The sequence below is a fragment of the Vibrio sp. YT-16 genome (genome assembly GCF_033337405.1).
Classification (GTDB): domain Bacteria; phylum Pseudomonadota; class Gammaproteobacteria; order Enterobacterales; family Vibrionaceae; genus Vibrio; species Vibrio alginolyticus.
This window is the reverse complement of record NZ_JAWOQQ010000002.1, coordinates 354,718-372,787: the sequence shown is the minus strand read 5'-3', so window position 1 is coordinate 372,787 and position 18,070 is coordinate 354,718. Positions and strand designations below refer to the sequence as shown.

Sequence of the window (18,070 nt, the reverse complement as noted above, 5' to 3'; positions counted from 1 at the left end):
GAGCCAAGCCCACTTAAACGGTGGCGCTTGGCTAGAGGTGTCGCTAATCCAGTAATTAGCTAAGTTGAATGGTCATGTTTGGACCGCTTGGAATGTCATCTTCAAACCAACGCGCGGTGACAGTTTTCGTCTCGGTGTAGAAGCGAACCGCTTGTTTACCGTAAGCATGCAGGTCGCCGTAGAAGCTGCCTTTCCACCCAGTAAATGAGAAAAATGGCAATGGCACCGGAATCGGCACGTTGATGCCTACGTTACCTACTTCGATATTGTGTTGATACTTTCTCGCGGCAGCGCCGTTCGCCGTAAAAATAGACGTACCATTACCAAAGCGGTTTGCATTGATCAGTTTAATCGCTTCATCTAGGTCATCCACTTCCATAGTTAACAGCACAGGCCCGAAAATTTCTTCCTGATAAATCGACATGTCTGTGGTCACGTTGGTAAACAGTGTTGGCCCCACCCAGTTACCGTTCGGGAAGCCAGGCACTTGGCAGTCTGTTCCATCCAGAACACAATTCGCGCCTGACGCTTTGCCTTCATTAATCAGATTCACCACTCGCTGCTTCGCTTGAGGGCTAATCAGCGGACCATAACCGGCGGTTTCATCATCCCACGCGCCAGGCTGAACCTGAGCTAACGCCTCTTTAAGCTCTGGAATCCATTCTTTGGTTTCGCCGACAAATACGGCAACCGAAATCGCCATACAGCGTTGGCCTGCAGCACCAACTGACGCGCCAACTAGGTTATTGATGACTTGCTGTTTGTTTGCATCCGGCATGATGACCATGTGGTTCTTAGCACCTGCAAATGACTGCACGCGTTTCAGGTTGTCTGTACCTGTTTTGTAGATGTACTCACCAACGGGCACAGAGCCAACAAAAGAGATCGCACGAACAACTGGATCAGTCAGAATGCGGTCGACTTGCTCTTTGGTCCCGTGAACAACTTGCAATACGCCTTTTGGTGCGCCAGCTTGTTCAAACAGCTCCGCCAGTTTCATTGCCGTTAGTGGCACTTGCTCTGACGGCTTCAAAATAAAGGTGTTGCCACAAGCGATCGCCATCGGGAACATCCACAATGGGATCATCGCAGGGAAGTTAAACGGTGTGATGCCAGCACAAACACCGAGCGGTTGAATGTAAGAGTAACCATCAATATTGGTTGCGACATTCTCAACCGTTTCGCCCATCATTGAGCTACAAATGTTCGCCGCTTGTTCTACGACTTCAATCCCACGCCAAATGTCACCCTTTGCATCCGCGAGGGTTTTGCCTGTCTCACTTGAAAGCAGTATCGCCAACTCATCGTGTTGCTCTTTTAGCAAATGTTGGTAGCGCAACATCAATCTAGCACGCTCCGGCGCTGCAACTTCTTTCCAGCGTTTGAACGTTTCTGTTGCGCTGGCAATCGCCGCATTCATTTCCGATTCCGTGGCACAAGGTACTTGTGCAATCACTTCGTTGGTTGCCGGGTTGGTTACATCTAGCCATTGTTTTGAATCGGAGATGGCAAATTCACCACCGATATACTGCTTTACTTGTTCTGTCATGATGACATCCTTGTATTTTTCAGCTTGTTACTAACTACTGTTATGTAAGTGAAACTTTGTTGAGAGTGATTTAGCAGATTTCAATCGCGATAGCGGTAGCTTCGCCGCCGCCAATACAAAGCGATGCAACGCCACGCTTACCACCAGTTTGTTTTAGCGCATGAATCAAAGTGACAAGGATTCGATTGCCACTTGCGCCTATTGGATGCCCCAGCGCACAAGCCCCTCCGCGAGGGTTCACTTTGCTCTCGTCCAGTTCGAGAGCTTTCACCGCGTATTGAGTCACGACAGCAAAAGCTTCATTGATTTCCCAAAGGTCCACGTCTGATTTGTCCCAGCCCGTTTTTTCCAGCAGCGATTCAATCGCGAAGACTGGTGCGATGGTGAACTCATCAGGCTGTCTTGCATGCGTGCTGTACGCGACAATTTTGGCTAGAGGCTGAAGGTTTTCCTGACGACCAAACTCACTATCGACTAAGATCATTGCCGACGCACCATCCGAAATGGAACTAGAGTTTGCTGCGGTTACGCCGCCATCTTTGGCAAACGCAGGGCGTAAGGTAGGAATTTTAGTGACGTCGAGTTTGCTCGGTTGCTCATCATCTACAACCAAGGTTTCGCCGCGTCGACTTTTTACGTTAACAGGCACGATCTCTTCTTTGAACAAACCTTGTTCGATTGCTTGCTGCGCACGAGTCAACGACTGTTGCGCCCAGGCATCCATACTTTCACGGCTGAACTGATACTTTTGCGCCGTCTGTTCTGCAAAGACACCCATCAGCTCGCCTTGGTAGGCATCCTGCAACCCGTCATAAAACATGTGATCAAGCACTTGCTCGTGACCTAAACGGAAACCATCACGCGCTTTCTTTAATAGATAAGGAGAAGACGACATGTTTTCCATGCCACCAGCGATGACAGCATGCGCATTACCAGATTGAATAAGGTCATATGCCAGCATCACGGTTTTCATACCCGATCCACAAACTTTGTTCAGTGTCGTACAACCAATCGATTGTGGCATTTCAGCTTTAAGGCTTGCTTGTCTTGCAGGCGCTTGCCCCACACCGGCGGGTAAAACGCACCCCATCAACACTTCGTCTATTTTGTGCACATCGAGTTGGCTTTCGGCTAGCGCCCCTTGAATGGCTTTCGCACCGAGTTCCGTGACATCTGTTGAAGCTAATGCACCTTGAAAAGAGCCGATAGGCGTTCGCTTAGCGGCAACAATCCATGTTTCATTTTTCATTCCATTAACCTTTTGTTGACGTTTACGTCATAACTATACTAACATTTACGTTAACGTCAAGTTTGAGGTTATTGTTTGTTCGAGTGATTCTTTGATTTCGAGTAAATGCGAGTGATATCAAGGCTCAAGAGTGGATGTTGTTTGTTTACTTTAACGTTAACGAATTGTATATTCATGTAAATGTTATACGAAAGTCGTAAGGTTAAGGAATGAACACATTTAAGATCAGCGAGCTCGCGAAAGAGTTCGACATTACTACTCGAAGCATTCGCTTCTACGAAGATTTAGGTCTCCTAACTCCAGAACGTAAAGGCAACACTCGAATCTACAATGGTCGTGATCGAATTCGACTAAAACTGATTTTGCGAGGTAAGCGATTGGGCTTTTCTCTTGCAGATATCAAAGAGTTATTTGAACTCTACGATACCGATCAAAGTACTGAGCAGTTGAACTATATGATTCGGTTGATCGAAGAGAAGAAGGCAGCATTGCAACAGCAAGCAAACGACATTCAAGCGGTAATGATGGAGTTAAATGCTGCGCAGTTGCGATGCCAAAACACACTGAGATCCATGAAAGGCGAAAAAGTCACCTAACACCTCAACTCTGGGATGTAGGTGACGTAAAGGCAAGGACACGCAATGAAATCTACCTACTCTTCCCTGAACTTTGTTTATGACGAAAATACCGATTTGCTTCGCGAGCAAATCAATAGTTTTGCTGCAAGAGAAATTGCGCCGCTAGCGCAATCTATCGACCAAACTAACGACTTTCCAAACCATCTTTGGTCCAAATTAGGTGACATGGGTCTTTTAGGTGTGACCACCAGCGAAGAGTTTGGTGGTGCAGGCATGGGCTATCTCGCCCACGTTATCGCTATGGAAGAAATCAGCCGAGCATCCGCTTCGGTTGCGTTAAGTTACGGCGCTCACTCCAACCTTTGCGTCAACCAAATCCACCGTAACAGCACACAAGCGCAAAAAGAGAAATACCTACCTAAGCTCATCTCCGGTGAACATATCGGCGCCCTTGCTATGAGTGAACCCGGCGCCGGCTCTGATGTGGTCTCTATGCAGCTTAAAGCCGAACGTAAAGGCGATATTTTCCTATTAAATGGCAACAAAATGTGGATCACCAACGGCCCTGATGCACACACCTATGTTGTCTACGCAAAAACCGACCCAAGCCAGCACTCCAAAGGCATCACGGCATTTATTGTGGAACGCGGATTCCCTGGATTTACTCAAGCACAAAAACTCGACAAGTTGGGTATGCGCGGCTCGAATACGTGTGAGCTGGTCTTCCAAAACTGCGAAGTCCCTGCGGAAAATATTCTCGGCGAAGAAAACCAAGGCGTGAAAGTATTGATGAGCGGCCTCGACTACGAACGTGTGGTGCTTGCAGGCGGCCCACTTGGCATCATGCAGGCGTGTATGGATATCGTTGTGCCTTACATTCACGACCGTAAACAGTTCGGTAAATCCATCGGTGAATTCCAGCTAGTTCAAGCAAAAATTGCGGATATGTACACACAAATGAATGCCGCTAAAGCGTATGTTTACGCCGTCGCTGCCGCTTGTGATCGGGGTGAAACCACCCGTAAAGATTCTGCTGGCGCGATCCTCTACAGCGCAGAGCTGGCAACCAAGATGGCACTGGATGCGATTCAACTACTTGGCGGTAACGGCTACATCAACGAGTTTGATACGGGCCGTTTGTTGCGAGATGCCAAGCTGTATGAAATCGGTGCGGGCACTTCAGAAATTCGCCGCATGCTTATTGGTCGCGAATTGTTTAACGAAAGCGCTTAATAGTCATACCTAGGCGTTCTAACTCGAAACAACTTCCTTATTCAATCTAAATCTTATTCAACCTAAATAAAGACGGGTAGTGACACCCGTCTACCGAATGGAGATCGGCTATTTATGGCTTGTTTGACGACCAATATTAATACCCATTCCGAGCAGTATCAGGAAAACTACCGCTCTATGGCGTCGCTTGTAGATCAACTTTATACCGTGACTGCGCAAATCGAAGATGGCGGCGGTGAGAAAGCCCGCGACCATCAGCAGAAGAAAGGTAAACTTCCGGTTCGTGAGCGCATTCTTGCCCTACTCGACCCTGGTTCATCCTTTCTAGAAATCGGTCAGTTTGCTGGCTGGGATGTGTATCCAGATTACGTTCCATGCGCGGGCGTAGTAGCGGGTGTTGGTGTGATTGATGACACCGAGTGCATGATCGTCGCGAACGACGTGACGGTAAAAGGCGGCAGTTACTACCCACTCACCGTGAAAAAGCACTTAAGAGCACAAGAAATTGCAGAAAAATGCCAACTGCCATGTGTTTACTTAGTCGACTCTGGCGGCGCTAACCTACCCCGCCAAGATGAGGTATTCCCAGATAAAGACCATTTTGGCCGTATTTTCTACAACCAAGCCCGTATGTCGGCCAAAGGCATTCCACAAATTGCGGTGGTCATGGGGCTATGTACCGCTGGCGGCGCTTATGTTCCTGCCATGTGCGACGTATCCATCATAGTCAAAGAACAAGGCACGATTTTTTTGGCAGGTCCACCTCTTGTAAAAGCAGCGACAGGTGAAGAAGTCAGCGCGGAAGATCTTGGAGGCGCAGACGTTCATTGTCGCACCTCTGGTGTGGCGGACTATTACGCAGAAAATGATCACCACGCGTTAGAGTTGGCAAGACAAGCCGTTTCTCAAATTAACCACTTGAAACCCGTTCAACTCAAGCAAAAAGCACCACAGGAACCACGTTTTCCTGCCCAAGAGCTGTACGGCATCGTCGGAACCGATCTCAAAAAGCCGTTTGATGTTAAAGAGGTCATTGCCCGAATTGTTGATGATTCCCAGTTCGATGAATTTAAAGCCCTGTTCGGCGAAACCTTGGTCTGTGGCTTTGCCCATATTCACGGTATGCCGATTGGCATTGTCGCTAACAACGGCATTCTATTTTCAGAATCAGCACAAAAAGGCGCGCATTTTATTGAGCTGTGCGCACAACGCAAAATTCCTCTGCTTTTCTTGCAGAATATAACGGGCTTTATGGTCGGTCAGAAGTACGAAGCCGAAGGCATCGCCAAACATGGTGCGAAAATGGTAACTGCTGTTGCGTGTGCAGACGTGCCGAAGTTTACCGTGGTTATTGGTGGATCGTATGGCGCAGGGAACTACGGCATGTGTGGCCGCGCTTATGATCCAACCATGATGTGGATGTGGCCAAACGCGCGCATCTCCGTCATGGGTGGAGAGCAAGCGGCTGGCGTGATGGCGCAAGTGACCCGCGATATCAAAACTCGCAAAGGTGAAAGCTGGAGCGTAGAGGAAGAAGAAGCGTTCAAACGTCCAATTGCGGAGCAATATCAGACTCAAAGCCATGCATACTACGCCAGTGCTCGTTTGTGGGACGACGGCATTATTGATCCCGCCAAAACCCGTGATGTTGTCGGCATTGCTCTGTCTGCTGCGCTTAATGCGCCAATATCAGACAGTAAATTTGGCATCTTCCGCATGTAGTCGGATGCAAGGCAAGCCTTAACTCCTCGCGAATACCGATGTTTATACAAGTAACGGTTAGCGAGTATTGGAATACAGACTGAAATGTCAGACAAAGGAAGTCACATGACCGGACTACTGCTCGAAAAAGACAACAATGGCGTTGCTTGGTTGAGCCTCAATCGACCAGAGAAACATAACGCGTTTAATGATGAATTAATTGCTTCACTTATCGAAATCTTGGAAAAACTTGATAGAGACGACTCTCTACGTGCATTGGTACTAACGGCCCAAGGTAAACACTTTTCTGCGGGTGCGGATCTTGGCTGGATGCAGTCAATGGCAACCAAAACCGAGGGTGAAAACCTGCAAGATGCACAGCAACTAGCAAAACTTTTGCATACGCTGGATACCTTTAGCACACCGACTATTGCTATGGTGCATGGCGCTGCATTTGGCGGCGCACTTGGGCTTATCTGCTGTTGCGATATCGCTATCGGTACACCTGAAAGTCGCTTCTGTTTGAGTGAAGTGAAGCTCGGTTTGTTACCCGCCACCATCGGACCTTACGTAATCCGAGCGATTGGACAAAGACAGAGCCGACGCTACTTTTTAACCGCGGAACTGATTGATGCCGAAACCGCGCTATCGATGAGTATTCTTCATCAGATAGACGCTCAACCACGTGAAGCCGTCAATCGCACCATTGATCACCTGCTCAACAACGGTCCACAAGCCATGCAGGCAGCAAAAACGCTCTGCTTACGTTGTGACAATCAACCTATCGAGCATTCATTAATTGAATACACCAGCCAAGCTATTGCAACCGCCCGCGTGTCCGCAGAAGGACAAGAAGGACTGAGTGCATTTTTTGAAAAGCGCGCCGCCAATTGGAGGAATCATGTTTAAAAGAATACTGATCGCAAACCGCGGTGAAATTGCCTGCCGAATCATTAAAACCGCAAAAAGCATGGCTATCGAGACGGTTGCCGTCTATTCCGAAGCGGATCGCAGCAGCTTACATGTTAAACAAGCGGATTTCGCTGAATTCATTGGCCCCGCTCCGGCGAGTGAATCGTATCTCGATATCGATGCGATTATCGGCGCTGCGAAAAAATGGCAAGCCGATGCTATCCACCCTGGGTATGGTTTTCTTTCCGAGAACCCGAAACTGGCGAAAGCGTGCAGCGAAAATGGCATTGTTTTTATTGGCCCTTCCACCAGCGCAATTGAAGCAATGGGTTCGAAGTCGCAAGCCAAAGCCATCATGTCTGAGGCGAACGTGCCCTTGGTTCCCGGCTATCACGGCACAGACAACAGCGTAGAGCACTTATTAGCGGAAGCGGAAAAAATCGGTTACCCAGTGATGCTTAAAGCAACACAAGGTGGCGGCGGTAAAGGCATGCGAGTGGTCAATAGCGCAGCCGAAATGCCTCTGGCCATCGACGGTGCGCAGCGTGAAGCACTTTCAAGCTTTGGCGATAAGCAGCTTCTAATCGAAAAATGTATATTGCAGCCTCGCCACGTTGAAGTTCAGGTATTTGCTGACCAACATGGCAACTGTGTCTATCTTTCTGATCGCGATTGCTCCATTCAACGCCGTCACCAAAAAGTAGTCGAAGAAGCACCAGCTCCCGGTCTTAGTGATGAACTGCGTAAACAAATGGGTGAAGCTGCGGTTCAGGCCGCTCAAGCGATCGACTATGTTGGCGCTGGCACGGTGGAGTTCTTACTCGATAGCCGAGGTCAATTCTACTTCATGGAGATGAACACCCGTCTGCAAGTTGAGCACCCTGTCACTGAATTGATCACCGGCGTTGATTTGGTGGAGTGGCAATTCAAAGTCGCAGCTGGCGAGCATTTACCTATTTCGCAATCTGAAATCACCCACGACGGCCATTCAATTGAGCTGCGAATTTACGCAGAAGATACAGACAATGACTTTATGCCGTCGACTGGCCGCATTGACTACTTAAAAGAACCCGTATCAGACAGTAATGTGCGCCTAGCGCGCGTACGCGTTGATAGTGGTGTTACCCAAGGCGATAGCATCAGCGAATATTACGATCCAATGATCAGCAAACTGATCGTCTGGGGGCAAACTCGTGATATCGCACTAAAGCAGCTTAAGCAGGCGTTAACTCAATATCACGTACGTGGAGTAACGACAAACATTGGTTATCTGCACAGTATTATTTCGCAGCCAGCCTTTGCCGAGATTGAGCTCGATACAGGTTTCCTCGTAACACATCAACAAGGCATAAATGAGCAGCAAGACGTGTCGGATTCAATCTGGCTTACATTGGCGGCGGTTGCTCACCGGAATGATCTCATTTCAAAATCAGACAGCTCAACGTTACCCGCGCCAACCAGACGAGGTTTTAGACTGTCAGTTGACAACGTTTACCGATTTAACTTCACGGATGCCAATGCCAACCATCAGGTACGTTTGCAACAATCATCGCAAGATACAGGATCTCACTTCACTGTCCGATGTGGTGAGGAGCTGCATCAGGTCATCCTGCTTGAAAGTGACAACCAGATTATCGTCGATATTGATAATGTGCGTTACACCTTTAATGCACTTAGCGATGAACAAAGAACAACACTATTTTATCTTGGTCAGCAGCGCACGTTCGCTCATCAACCTAACTTTGACTCTGCAAAAGATGTAGATGATGAACTAAGTCCAACCGCACCACTCAACGGCATAATTTCAGCAGTTATGGTGGCTAAAGGTGACGAAGTGGCGGCGGGCGATCCGCTTTTGGTACTCGAAGCAATGAAAATGGAATACACCATCACGGCTCCGGTCGCAGCAACAGTCGACGAATTGTTTTATCAGCACGGGGACCAAGTACAGCACGGTTCCATACTGCTGAATTTGTCTTTGATATCGGATAACGTCAGTGAAGATAAGGAGCGCGAATATGCTACCAGCGAAGGTTAATATCGTCGAAGTCGGCGCTCGTGATGGTCTGCAAAATGAAACGGCAGTGACGCTGGTTGATAAAATCCGTTTGATTAACCAACTAAGCAGCAGTGGCTTAAAGCATATTGAGGCGGGATCTTTCGTCTCTCCAAGGTGGGTGCCTCAAATGGCCGATTCCGATCAGGTGTTTGCTGGTATCTCAAAAAAGCCTGACGTGGTTTATAGCGCGCTCACACCAAATCTCGCAGGGTTAGAACGTGCGCTGGAAAGCGGTGTAAAGCGAATTGCGGTGTTTGGCTCCGCTTCAGAAACGTTCAGCCAGAAGAACATCAACTGCAGCATTACCGAAAGTCTCGCTCGATTTGAACCCGTTATCGAATTGGCGAACCAGCACAACATTCCTGTACGCGGGTACTTGTCTTGTACCATGGTGTGTCCATATGAGGGAGTAATCAAGCCAGAGCAAACTACCAAGGTCGCCAATACGTTGTTTGATATGGGATGTTATGAGATTTCGCTCGGTGATACTGTCGGTAAAGCAACGCCTAATCGCGTTGTCGCCATGCTGGATTCGTTGTTAACGCTACTACCAAAAGACGCGCTCGCAGTACATTTTCATGACACTTATGGACAAGCATTAGCCAATATCTACCAAGCCTTGTTAATGGGCATCAACACCATTGATAGCGCAGTAGCGGGGCTCGGCGGCTGCCCTTACGCGAAAGGAGCCAGTGGCAATGTTGCAACGGAAGATGTACTTTATCTGTGTGAGCAACTTGGGATTGAAACAGGCGTTGACCTTGGCGTCATCAATGAAGCGGGTTGGCAAATTTGCCGTGCGTTAGGAAAGTCTCCTGCTTCTAGGGTCGCATTAGCTCTGGGCGATCCGTATAGCTTGTAAATCATCAACAACCAATCAGGTAATGTATTTCATCGGGCATGCAGACGTACGTGCCCGTTTTTTATTGTTACTCATAAAAACCTTAACGCTCAACGGTCTTCATCACATTAATTAGTGTCTGATTTCAGCTACAATTTAGTTTCAAAGCGAACATATAAAGCAGGATCAGGTAAATGCTCATAACATTTCGTTGTCGAAGCCACTCAAACGTCACAATGTTTGGTGATATTGCATTAGATATGCTCAAAATGATGGGGCACAGCGGCACTGTGCCGGGATCAATTTCCGCTCAAGATGTTCCTGACGCGCTATCAAGATTAACTTCTGCTCTATCTGCGAAAAATGCAGCTGAAGAAAACCTCCCTACTGATGTAGACGAAGAGGAAGAACAAGCAGAGCCCGCGGTAAGCCTAGGACGCAGAGCGTTTCCACTGATTGAGTTGCTAAAATCAGCAATCAAAGAAGAATGCGAAGTCATGTGGGACAACCAATAACGCCTTCAAACTGGTTTCTAGCGAGGTGAATCCGTGTTGTGACCGCCTCGCTATGGTTACTCGACACCAAGATAAGAACACCAATACCGCTTATCGCCCTATCCGTTTCTCTCCCTAGACAACTTGATTTGCCCATCAATGTGCACATCTCGTTGTGGAAACGCGATTTCAATGCCGTGCTTTTCGAAAGCTTCGTAGATTTCAAAACGCATGGCACTTGCGACCGAGCGAATACCGCCCTCAACCGTTGAGTTAATCCAAAAATAAGATTCGAAGATCAAAGCATTGTCACCAAAATCTTGAAAAAACACATCTGGCGCTGGCGAACTCAGAACTTGCGCTTGCTGCGAAGTCACTTCCGCCATTAAGGCTGCAACCTGTTTGACATCGCTCCCATACGCGACACCGACGACGACAGAGCCACGAACTAATCTGTCGCATAACGTCCAGTTGATCACCACGTTCTCAATCAACTGACTGTTGGGTATGAGCATATGAACACCATCGGTTCGTCTGATTCTCGTTGAGCGTGTATTTATTTGCTCGACAGTGCCTTTGGCGCCCTCAACCTCTAAAAAGTCCCCAATTCGGATTGGCTTTTCACCAATCAAAATCCAGCCACTTATGAAGTTGTTAATGATGTTTTGCGCACCAAAACCGAAGCCGATAGCGATGGCACCAGACAGAAAGGCAAACGCGGTAATTGGCACATTTATCATCGAAAGTGTGGTCATAAAAATAATGGCGAGAGCGATGACAAATAATATCCGTTTAACCAAATGAATCACGTTTGGGTCTTTCCCCGATGAAGACATTCTTGACGTAACGGTTTTGATCAAAATTTTGGATAACCATAAAGCGACAATGACCCATGTCGGCACCATCAATATCGCCCACAACGTGATAGGTTGTTCGTTAAAGGTAAACAGTGTTGTTTCTAAAAATGAAATGACCCGTTCGAACATAAAGTGCTCACTCTTGATTCATCGTTGCCAGCAAGCCAGAGCGCATAAGTCTTATATTTTTAGCCCAATCGATAGCGCAAGCGGCTCAATTAAGTTCTTCTTATTAACTATATAGTAATCTACGTAAAACGCTTCGAGTGGTTTCCCACTTTGGCTTCAACCGATTAAGCCATTTAGGGAGTACGTCTTTGTGAACTAAACGAGCCAATCAACCAACTTGAGACGCAAGGCAAATCAGTGATAACTTTCTGATTTTTAAGCATCAAATTTTCACTTCGAATCACTCTCACTTATTATGCACCTTATTGCAAACAACATTGATGGAATGATTGTCATGTCAGAACTGACTCGGATGCGCTCTGGAGAAACCTATAATTGTCTGGATGAAGAACTAAAGCTAATGCGCGCCAAAACCGCGCAGCTTGTCTTCCAATTTAACCACGAGCCAAACCCAGATATACGTAGACAACTATTGGCAGAAATGGGCGTCCAATTAGAAAACAGCGCCTGTATAGAGCCACCGCTACAACTTACCTACGGTTGTCACTTGTCCATCGGAGAAAACACCTACATCAACTGGGATGCCATTATTCTGGACAATGGGCAGGTTGAGGTTGGCGCGAACGTCATGATTGGGCCTAGAGTGCAAATTTACACAGCCGCTCATTCACTCGATACACAAAGACGCTTAGCCGGAGATGAGATCGCCAAACCGGTAACAATTGGCAATAACGTTTGGATTGGTGGGGGCGCAATCATACTGCCGGGCGTGACCATTGGCGATGAGGCCGTCGTCGGCGCTGGCTCTGTCGTAACCAAAGACGTTGCGCCGGGCGATCGAGTTGTTGGAAATCCGGCGCGCTCCATTAAACCAAAAAACTGAAGAAAGTCGCTATTTCGCCAAATGCTCGCGAATAATATTAGCGAGCAGATTGAGAGCATGAACATATTTGTCATTGAGCTCAAAAGAAGCGTTAAGACGAATACAGTGATCGTATTGTTCTGTCAGGCTGAACATCTTTCCCGGTGCGATGCTGATATTACCTTTTAGCGCTTCTCGATATATCGGCAAGGCATCAATATGCTTGGGAAGCTCTAACCAAATAAAGTACCCACCGCTTTGGCTTAACACTTTGACTGCTTCAGGTAACAGCTCACTAAGCAGAACCGTCATCTTACTTTTACGTTCAAACAGCTTTTTCCGTAACTGCTTCAAATGAGATTCATAATTGCGGCTTGTTAAATAGTGTACCAATGTCATTTGCACTGGTGCACTCGTCGCTAATGTACTCATTAACTGTAACTTTTGTACCTCTAGCGCCCGCTTTCCCGCCGCAACCCAACCAATACGTAGCCCTGCGATTAATGATTTTGAAAACGAGGAGCACAACATGGTATTGCCCGTGTCATCAAACATTCTTAGTGGATAAACCGAGTCATTCCCTGCATGCAGTTCGCTGTACACGTCATCTTCAATCACTGGCACGTTATATCGCTGTGTCAGTTCAATCAGCTTTTGTTTTTTCTCGTTAGAAAGCGTAAAACCCAGAGGATTCTGGAAGTTCGACATCAGCCAGCACGCTTTCACATCGTGTGTTTGCAGCGCTCGTTCCAATGAGTCTAGGTCAATGCCCGTGACTGGGTCTGTTCTTACTGAGAGCGCTTTCAAACCTAACCGCTCTAAGGATTGCAATGCACCATAAAATGCAGGCGACTCCACAACCACCCAATCTCCCGGTCTTGTGCAGGCTTGCAAACTGAGCGTTAACGCCTCCAGCGCGCCTGCCGTAATGACAATTTCATCGGGTGAAATTTCAATGCCTTTCGCAGCATAACGCTTCGCGATGATGGTGCGTAATTGCTCGTTTCCCGGCGGTAAGTTATCAAAGGTCGTGGAAATCGGCATATTGCGAGCGGCTGCGCTCATCGCCCGATTCACGTGATATCGTGGGTACAAACTTGGGTCTGGATAGGCAAAGCCAAAATTGATCATGGATGGATTTTTACTCGCCTGCAGAACATCAAAGATAAACTCATTGATGTCTACCTGCTCAGTCCACGAAACCGCGGCTGGCGCTTGGGGTTCATTTGAGCTCTTAATATTGGGCGCGACTCGATAACCAGATCGCGGCTGTGACGTGACCCAGCCTTGAGATTCCAGAATTTGATACGCGTGCAACACCGTCATCAAGCTCAAACCCGAGTGTTCAGATTGGCGACGCAGCGAAGGCAGCTTGTCACCCGGATGCCATATCCCCGATTTTATCTGCCTTTTAAGCTGTTCCACTAACTCTTGATACTTCGCCAAACGCAAATCCCCTTCCATAAAGCCGAATTCAAAATAATAACACTTCAATATTTAATCTGTTATAGGTTTATAGTCACTGTCTGTACCTACTTCCCTCATTCCGCTCCTTTTAAAATAGCTCTCTCATAAAACTTAAAAGATCAAAGGAAGTTTAATGTTTGGCCTCGACGCATTTATGCTTGCACGGATACAGTTCGCCTTTACGGTATCCTTTCATATTATTTTCCCCGCTATCACCATAGGTTTGGCCACCTATCTCGCCGTGCTGGAAGGCTTATGGCTAAAAACACGTAATCCCGATTACCAAAAGCTCTATCACTTCTGGTCGAAAATTTTTGCGGTTAACTTTGGAATGGGTGTTGTATCTGGTCTTGTCATGGCCTATCAATTCGGCACCAACTGGAGTGGTTTCTCCGACTTCGCTGGTTCTATCACAGGCCCATTACTGACTTATGAAGTGTTAACGGCTTTCTTTCTCGAAGCCGGATTTCTTGGCGTAATGCTGTTTGGGTGGCGTCGCGTCGGCGAAAAGCTGCACTTTTTTGCAACCTCGATGGTGGCGTTAGGAACGATCATTTCGACGTTCTGGATTCTCGCCTCCAACAGTTGGATGCAAACGCCACAAGGCTATGAAATTGTCGACGGACGTGTGGTGCCAACCGACTGGTTTGCTATCGTTTTCAATCCTTCATTTCCTTATCGTTTGGCGCACATGAGCGTCGCGGCTTTCGTCAGTTCGGCACTCTTTGTAGGCGCGTCAGCCGCTTGGCATTTATTGAGAGGCAATCAATCGACTGCGGTAAAAACCATGTTTTCGAAGTCGCTCGGGATCTTAGTGTTCCTTGCGCCACTCCAAGCCGTGATTGGCGATGTGCACGGGCTAAACACTCTGGAACACCAGCCCGCCAAAATCGCTGCCATCGAAGGACATTGGGATAACAGCGATGGCAAACCAACCCCATTGATATTGTTCGGCATGCCAAACATGGAACAAGAACGCACAGACTATGCCTTAGAAATTCCTGTTTTAGGAAGTTTGATCCTACGCCACAGTTTAACTGAGCCAATCCCGGCGCTGAAAGACTTCCCGAAAGAGGAACGACCGAACTCACCTATCGTCTTTTGGTCATTTCGAATCATGGTCGGGCTAGGACTTCTGATGATTTTTCAAAGCTTCTACAGCATATGGTTACGAAAAAAGAACACGCTTTATACTTCGCGTTGGTTCCTCAAGTTTTCATTGTTTATGGGGCCATCTGGTCTTATCGCAATACTCGCTGGCTGGTTTACGACAGAGGTTGGTCGGCAACCTTGGGTCGTGTATGGCGTACAAAAAACGCGTGATGCGGTTTCTGCACACGGAGACCTACAAATGAGCATCAGCCTGCTGTGTTTCCTGGTTGTGTACAGCTTGGTGTTTGGTTTTGGGTATTACTACATGACCCACCAAATCAAGAAAGGCCCCGATGCAATCGAACACGATGAGCACGACATGACGACCGTTTCAGGCCGCATCTAGAATTTGTCACAAAGTTAAGGTAAAGAATATGCATTTTGATTTATCCGTGATTTGGTTCGCGATCATCGTTTTTGCCACTTTGATGTACATCATCATGGATGGCTTCGATTTGGGTATTGGAATACTGATGCCCTTCATCAAGGATGAAAAACAAAAAGACGTCATGGTCAACAGTGTCGCGCCAGTTTGGGACGGTAACGAAACTTGGATTGTGCTTGGAGGCGCATCTCTATTTGGCGCTTTTCCGATGGCTTACGCGGTAATTATTGAAGCGCTAACCATCCCTTTGACGTTGATGTTGATTGCTTTGATCTTTCGTGGCGTCGCGTTTGAGTTTCGCTTTAAAGCATTGGAAAGCCACTTAAAGTTCTGGGATCGCTCTTTTATGGTCGGATCGATTTTAACCACGTTTTTCCAAGGCATCGTTGTTGGTGCGGTAATTCAAGGCTTTGCGGTGGAAAACCGCGTCTTCGTAGGTAGTCAACTCGACTGGCTCAGCCCTTTTACCATCTTTTGTGGTTTGGGTTTAGTCGCAACGTACGCGCTGCTTGGTAGCACATGGCTCATCATGAAGACGGAAGGTGAACTGCAAAACACGATGTACCGCTTCACTAACAAAACACTACTGGCGATGATCTCCGCATTAGTCATTGTGAGCGCTTGGACTCCACTTGCTTACCCTGCCATTGCGGAAAGATGGTTTTCTCTGCCTAATTTGTTCTACTTACTGCCCGTACCTGTCATTACTGGGCTGGTATGTTTGAAGATTGCCGACTCCGTTAAAAAGCGTAAAGAGCGCAGCCCTTTCGTGATGGCATTGGTGATCGTGATTCTCGGGTTCGCTGGGCTTGGCATCAGTATCTGGCCAAATATCATTCCTCCTAGCATATCAATATGGGAAGCAGCGGCTCCTGCAAGCAGTCAGCGCTTTATGCTCGTTGGAGCAGTGATCATCATCCCGATCATTCTGGCTTACACCTTTTGGAGTTACTACGTCTTCTCCGGAAAAGTAAAAGAAGGCGAAGCGTACCATTAACGAGTTGATAAGGAGTGAGTATGAAAATCAAAAATTGGTGCCGCCAATGGGCTTGGATGATTGGAATATGGGTCGTTAGCGTCGCTGCATTAGGGTTAGTGTCTATGTTATTTCGCGTCATGATGACCGCTGCAGGGTTAAAATCTTAGCTCGGCACTTTTAAGTCAATAAAAAATGGATGCCTCTAGATCTTGTGTAAGAGCTAGAGGCGTTGAACCTAATACTCAATCTTAATGAAAAAGCTAAGCGTTAAGAATCTACTCAAAACACTCTTTCATAAGTCTACATTGCCTGAAGTCGTTCATGCATGCTTACGAGATCAAAAGGTTCAAGCTTTTTCGCAATGCTCAGTAATGCTTCCTTTTTATCTTGCGGTAAACTTTGAAACTTCGACTCTAAACGTAAATCCACTTTGCTAAAAAGTAGCTTTCTAATTTGACTAGCTTTTGCCTTTGATAATTGCAATCCATCATTATCGGAGGTTTCAATTATCATGATAATTCTTGCTAAATCACTGAATTCATCATCAGAGCATAAATAAAGTGATTGTTTGTATAAATAGCCAACCGAAATTTCAAAATCAATATTAAGCGCTTGAATCTGACCGACAATGTTTTCACTCATATCATTTTGAGAAGCAGAGTTGATACAATCATCAAATCGCCTTTCAAATGTAACAAATCGATTATTGAGCTCGTCCAACATAGTCGTATCTTTTGCGAATGATTCTATAGGTAAAACCAATAAGAACATTGGCAGTAGGTATTTTTTCAGCGACCGACTATTCACAATCAAGTCCTTCTTCTAAAAAACTTTCATGCGGTGTTGGTGCAATTGTTTCTTTCAAATTCAAGTCCATTAAACTCGCCAAATGGCTTTCATTAAACTCTGATAGCTTTTGCAGCTTTAGACTGGCTTCATTAAACTCTTGGTAGAACTTATCAGGTTGAGGTATCACGACTGTTTTTATGTTTGCTCGTGTTGCCGCAAGCATACCCGAATAAGAGTCTTCAAAGGCAATACAGTTACTTGAATCTACACCTAGTTTATTGATTGTTAAAAGGTAGACATCTGGCTCTGGCTTACCCTGCTCTACATCGTCTGACGATGATATCGCGTCAAAGTAACTGGCAATACCGAGTTTGTTCAAAATGATGGGAATGAGTTGATAAGGTGAATTAGTAGACAACCCTATCTTAAACCCTTTTTCCTTAAGCAATTTGAGTGTTTCTGTAACACCCTCTAATTCGCATCCTTTTTCAATTATTAATGCCTCCACTTTATCCACAACAGCATTCTCTACTTCCTCTAGGCTCTTTTCTTGCCAAGGATTACGTTCATACCAAAACCTTGTTACTTCACCTGTCGTCATAGTTGCAGTCTGCTTTGACAGCACTTCGGTCACTTGGACACCAACTGATGAAAACACCTGCTTTTCCGCTTCCTTCCACAAAGGTTCTGAATCAATCAGCAACCCGTCCATATCAAAGACCGCAGCGTATATCATTGGTACATCCTCAGTAAGTTCTATTCGTTGAGTAAGATTTGTCTATTCAACCAAAGCATAGCTTTGCATATAACGAGTGAGAGTATCACATTTGCCTG

The 18,070-nt window shown here is 46.7% G+C and carries 17 protein-coding genes; 11 read left to right on the top strand and 6 right to left on the bottom strand.

Features of this window, described 5'->3' with window-relative positions; genetic code table 11:
* Nucleotides 1–55 precede the first annotated feature (55 nt).
* Nucleotides 56–1,549: a CoA-acylating methylmalonate-semialdehyde dehydrogenase gene (locus R7F07_RS04980; protein ID WP_047101355.1), complete on the bottom strand. Its 1,494-nt coding sequence runs from the start codon at nucleotides 1,547–1,549 to the stop codon at nucleotides 56–58.
* 70 nt (nucleotides 1,550–1,619) lie between these two features.
* Nucleotides 1,620–2,798, bottom strand: a complete 1,179-nt coding sequence (locus R7F07_RS04975) for a thiolase family protein (protein WP_025767891.1) — start codon at nucleotides 2,796–2,798, stop codon at nucleotides 1,620–1,622.
* Between the two features lie 209 nt (nucleotides 2,799–3,007).
* Between R7F07_RS04975 and R7F07_RS04970 the strand changes: the two genes are divergently transcribed.
* From R7F07_RS04970 to R7F07_RS04940, 7 genes are all read left to right on the top strand, one after another.
* Nucleotides 3,008–3,394 (top strand): MerR family transcriptional regulator, encoded by a 387-nt coding sequence (locus tag R7F07_RS04970; RefSeq protein WP_005373242.1) that lies wholly within the window; start codon nucleotides 3,008–3,010, stop codon nucleotides 3,392–3,394.
* A 45-nt stretch (nucleotides 3,395–3,439) separates the two neighbouring features.
* On the top strand, nucleotides 3,440–4,609 hold the full coding sequence (locus tag R7F07_RS04965) for an isovaleryl-CoA dehydrogenase (RefSeq protein WP_171343165.1): 1,170 nt from the start codon (nucleotides 3,440–3,442) through the stop codon (nucleotides 4,607–4,609).
* Nucleotides 4,610–4,723: 114 nt separating this feature from the next.
* On the top strand, nucleotides 4,724–6,331 hold the full coding sequence (locus R7F07_RS04960) for a carboxyl transferase domain-containing protein (RefSeq protein WP_171343164.1): 1,608 nt from the start codon (nucleotides 4,724–4,726) through the stop codon (nucleotides 6,329–6,331).
* Nucleotides 6,332–6,436: 105 nt separating this feature from the next.
* Entirely contained in the window at nucleotides 6,437–7,219 is a 783-nt protein-coding gene (locus tag R7F07_RS04955) for an enoyl-CoA hydratase-related protein (protein ID WP_169628738.1), read from the top strand.
* On the top strand, nucleotides 7,212–9,260 hold the full coding sequence (locus tag R7F07_RS04950) for an acetyl/propionyl/methylcrotonyl-CoA carboxylase subunit alpha (RefSeq protein ID WP_171343163.1): 2,049 nt from the start codon (nucleotides 7,212–7,214) through the stop codon (nucleotides 9,258–9,260). The genes R7F07_RS04955 and R7F07_RS04950 overlap by 8 nt, the downstream gene beginning before the upstream one ends.
* Nucleotides 9,241–10,143, top strand: coding sequence for a hydroxymethylglutaryl-CoA lyase (locus R7F07_RS04945; protein WP_171343162.1), 903 nt, complete (start codon nucleotides 9,241–9,243; stop codon nucleotides 10,141–10,143). The genes R7F07_RS04950 and R7F07_RS04945 overlap by 20 nt, the downstream gene beginning before the upstream one ends.
* A 173-nt stretch (nucleotides 10,144–10,316) precedes the next feature.
* Nucleotides 10,317–10,637 carry a DUF1840 domain-containing protein gene (locus R7F07_RS04940; RefSeq protein ID WP_005373256.1) on the top strand — a complete coding sequence of 107 codons (321 nt, stop codon included), beginning with the start codon at nucleotides 10,317–10,319 and terminating at the stop codon, nucleotides 10,635–10,637.
* Between the two features lie 98 nt (nucleotides 10,638–10,735).
* On the opposite strand, the gene R7F07_RS04935 is transcribed toward R7F07_RS04940, so the two are convergent.
* Nucleotides 10,736–11,602 (bottom strand): mechanosensitive ion channel family protein, encoded by an 867-nt coding sequence (locus R7F07_RS04935; protein WP_005373258.1) that lies wholly within the window; start codon nucleotides 11,600–11,602, stop codon nucleotides 10,736–10,738.
* A gap of 334 nt (nucleotides 11,603–11,936) precedes the next feature.
* Here R7F07_RS04935 and R7F07_RS04930 point away from each other — a divergent pair, with 334 nt between their 5' ends.
* Nucleotides 11,937–12,485, top strand: a complete 549-nt coding sequence (locus tag R7F07_RS04930) for a sugar O-acetyltransferase (protein ID WP_130546309.1) — start codon at nucleotides 11,937–11,939, stop codon at nucleotides 12,483–12,485.
* 9 nt (nucleotides 12,486–12,494) lie between these two features.
* Here R7F07_RS04930 and R7F07_RS04925 read toward each other — a convergent pair whose 3' ends face one another.
* Nucleotides 12,495–13,928 (bottom strand): PLP-dependent aminotransferase family protein, encoded by a 1,434-nt coding sequence (locus R7F07_RS04925; protein ID WP_017820344.1) that lies wholly within the window; start codon nucleotides 13,926–13,928, stop codon nucleotides 12,495–12,497.
* Nucleotides 13,929–14,064: 136 nt separating this feature from the next.
* On the opposite strand from R7F07_RS04925, the gene R7F07_RS04920 reads away from it, so the two are divergent.
* From R7F07_RS04920 to R7F07_RS04910, 3 genes are read left to right on the top strand one after another with little or no spacing between them, the layout of a single operon-like run.
* A complete protein-coding gene (locus tag R7F07_RS04920) occupies nucleotides 14,065–15,429 on the top strand; it encodes a cytochrome ubiquinol oxidase subunit I (protein WP_318110451.1) in 1,365 nt (454 codons plus the stop codon).
* Nucleotides 15,430–15,457: 28 nt separating this feature from the next.
* Nucleotides 15,458–16,465: a cytochrome d ubiquinol oxidase subunit II gene (gene cydB, locus R7F07_RS04915; protein ID WP_171343160.1), complete on the top strand. Its 1,008-nt coding sequence runs from the start codon at nucleotides 15,458–15,460 to the stop codon at nucleotides 16,463–16,465.
* A gap of 20 nt (nucleotides 16,466–16,485) precedes the next feature.
* Nucleotides 16,486–16,614 (top strand): DUF2474 domain-containing protein, encoded by a 129-nt coding sequence (locus R7F07_RS04910; RefSeq protein ID WP_074190543.1) that lies wholly within the window; start codon nucleotides 16,486–16,488, stop codon nucleotides 16,612–16,614.
* Nucleotides 16,615–16,747: 133 nt separating this feature from the next.
* Here R7F07_RS04910 and R7F07_RS04905 read toward each other — a convergent pair whose 3' ends face one another.
* Complete coding sequence (locus tag R7F07_RS04905) at nucleotides 16,748–17,254, bottom strand: hypothetical protein (RefSeq protein ID WP_020480907.1); 507 nt, start codon at nucleotides 17,252–17,254, stop codon at nucleotides 16,748–16,750.
* Nucleotides 17,247–17,972, bottom strand: a complete 726-nt coding sequence (gene hxpB, locus R7F07_RS04900; RefSeq protein WP_053349210.1) for a hexitol phosphatase HxpB — start codon at nucleotides 17,970–17,972, stop codon at nucleotides 17,247–17,249. Before hxpB ends, R7F07_RS04905 begins: the two co-directional genes overlap by 8 nt.
* Nucleotides 17,973–18,070: the final 98 nt, after the last annotated feature.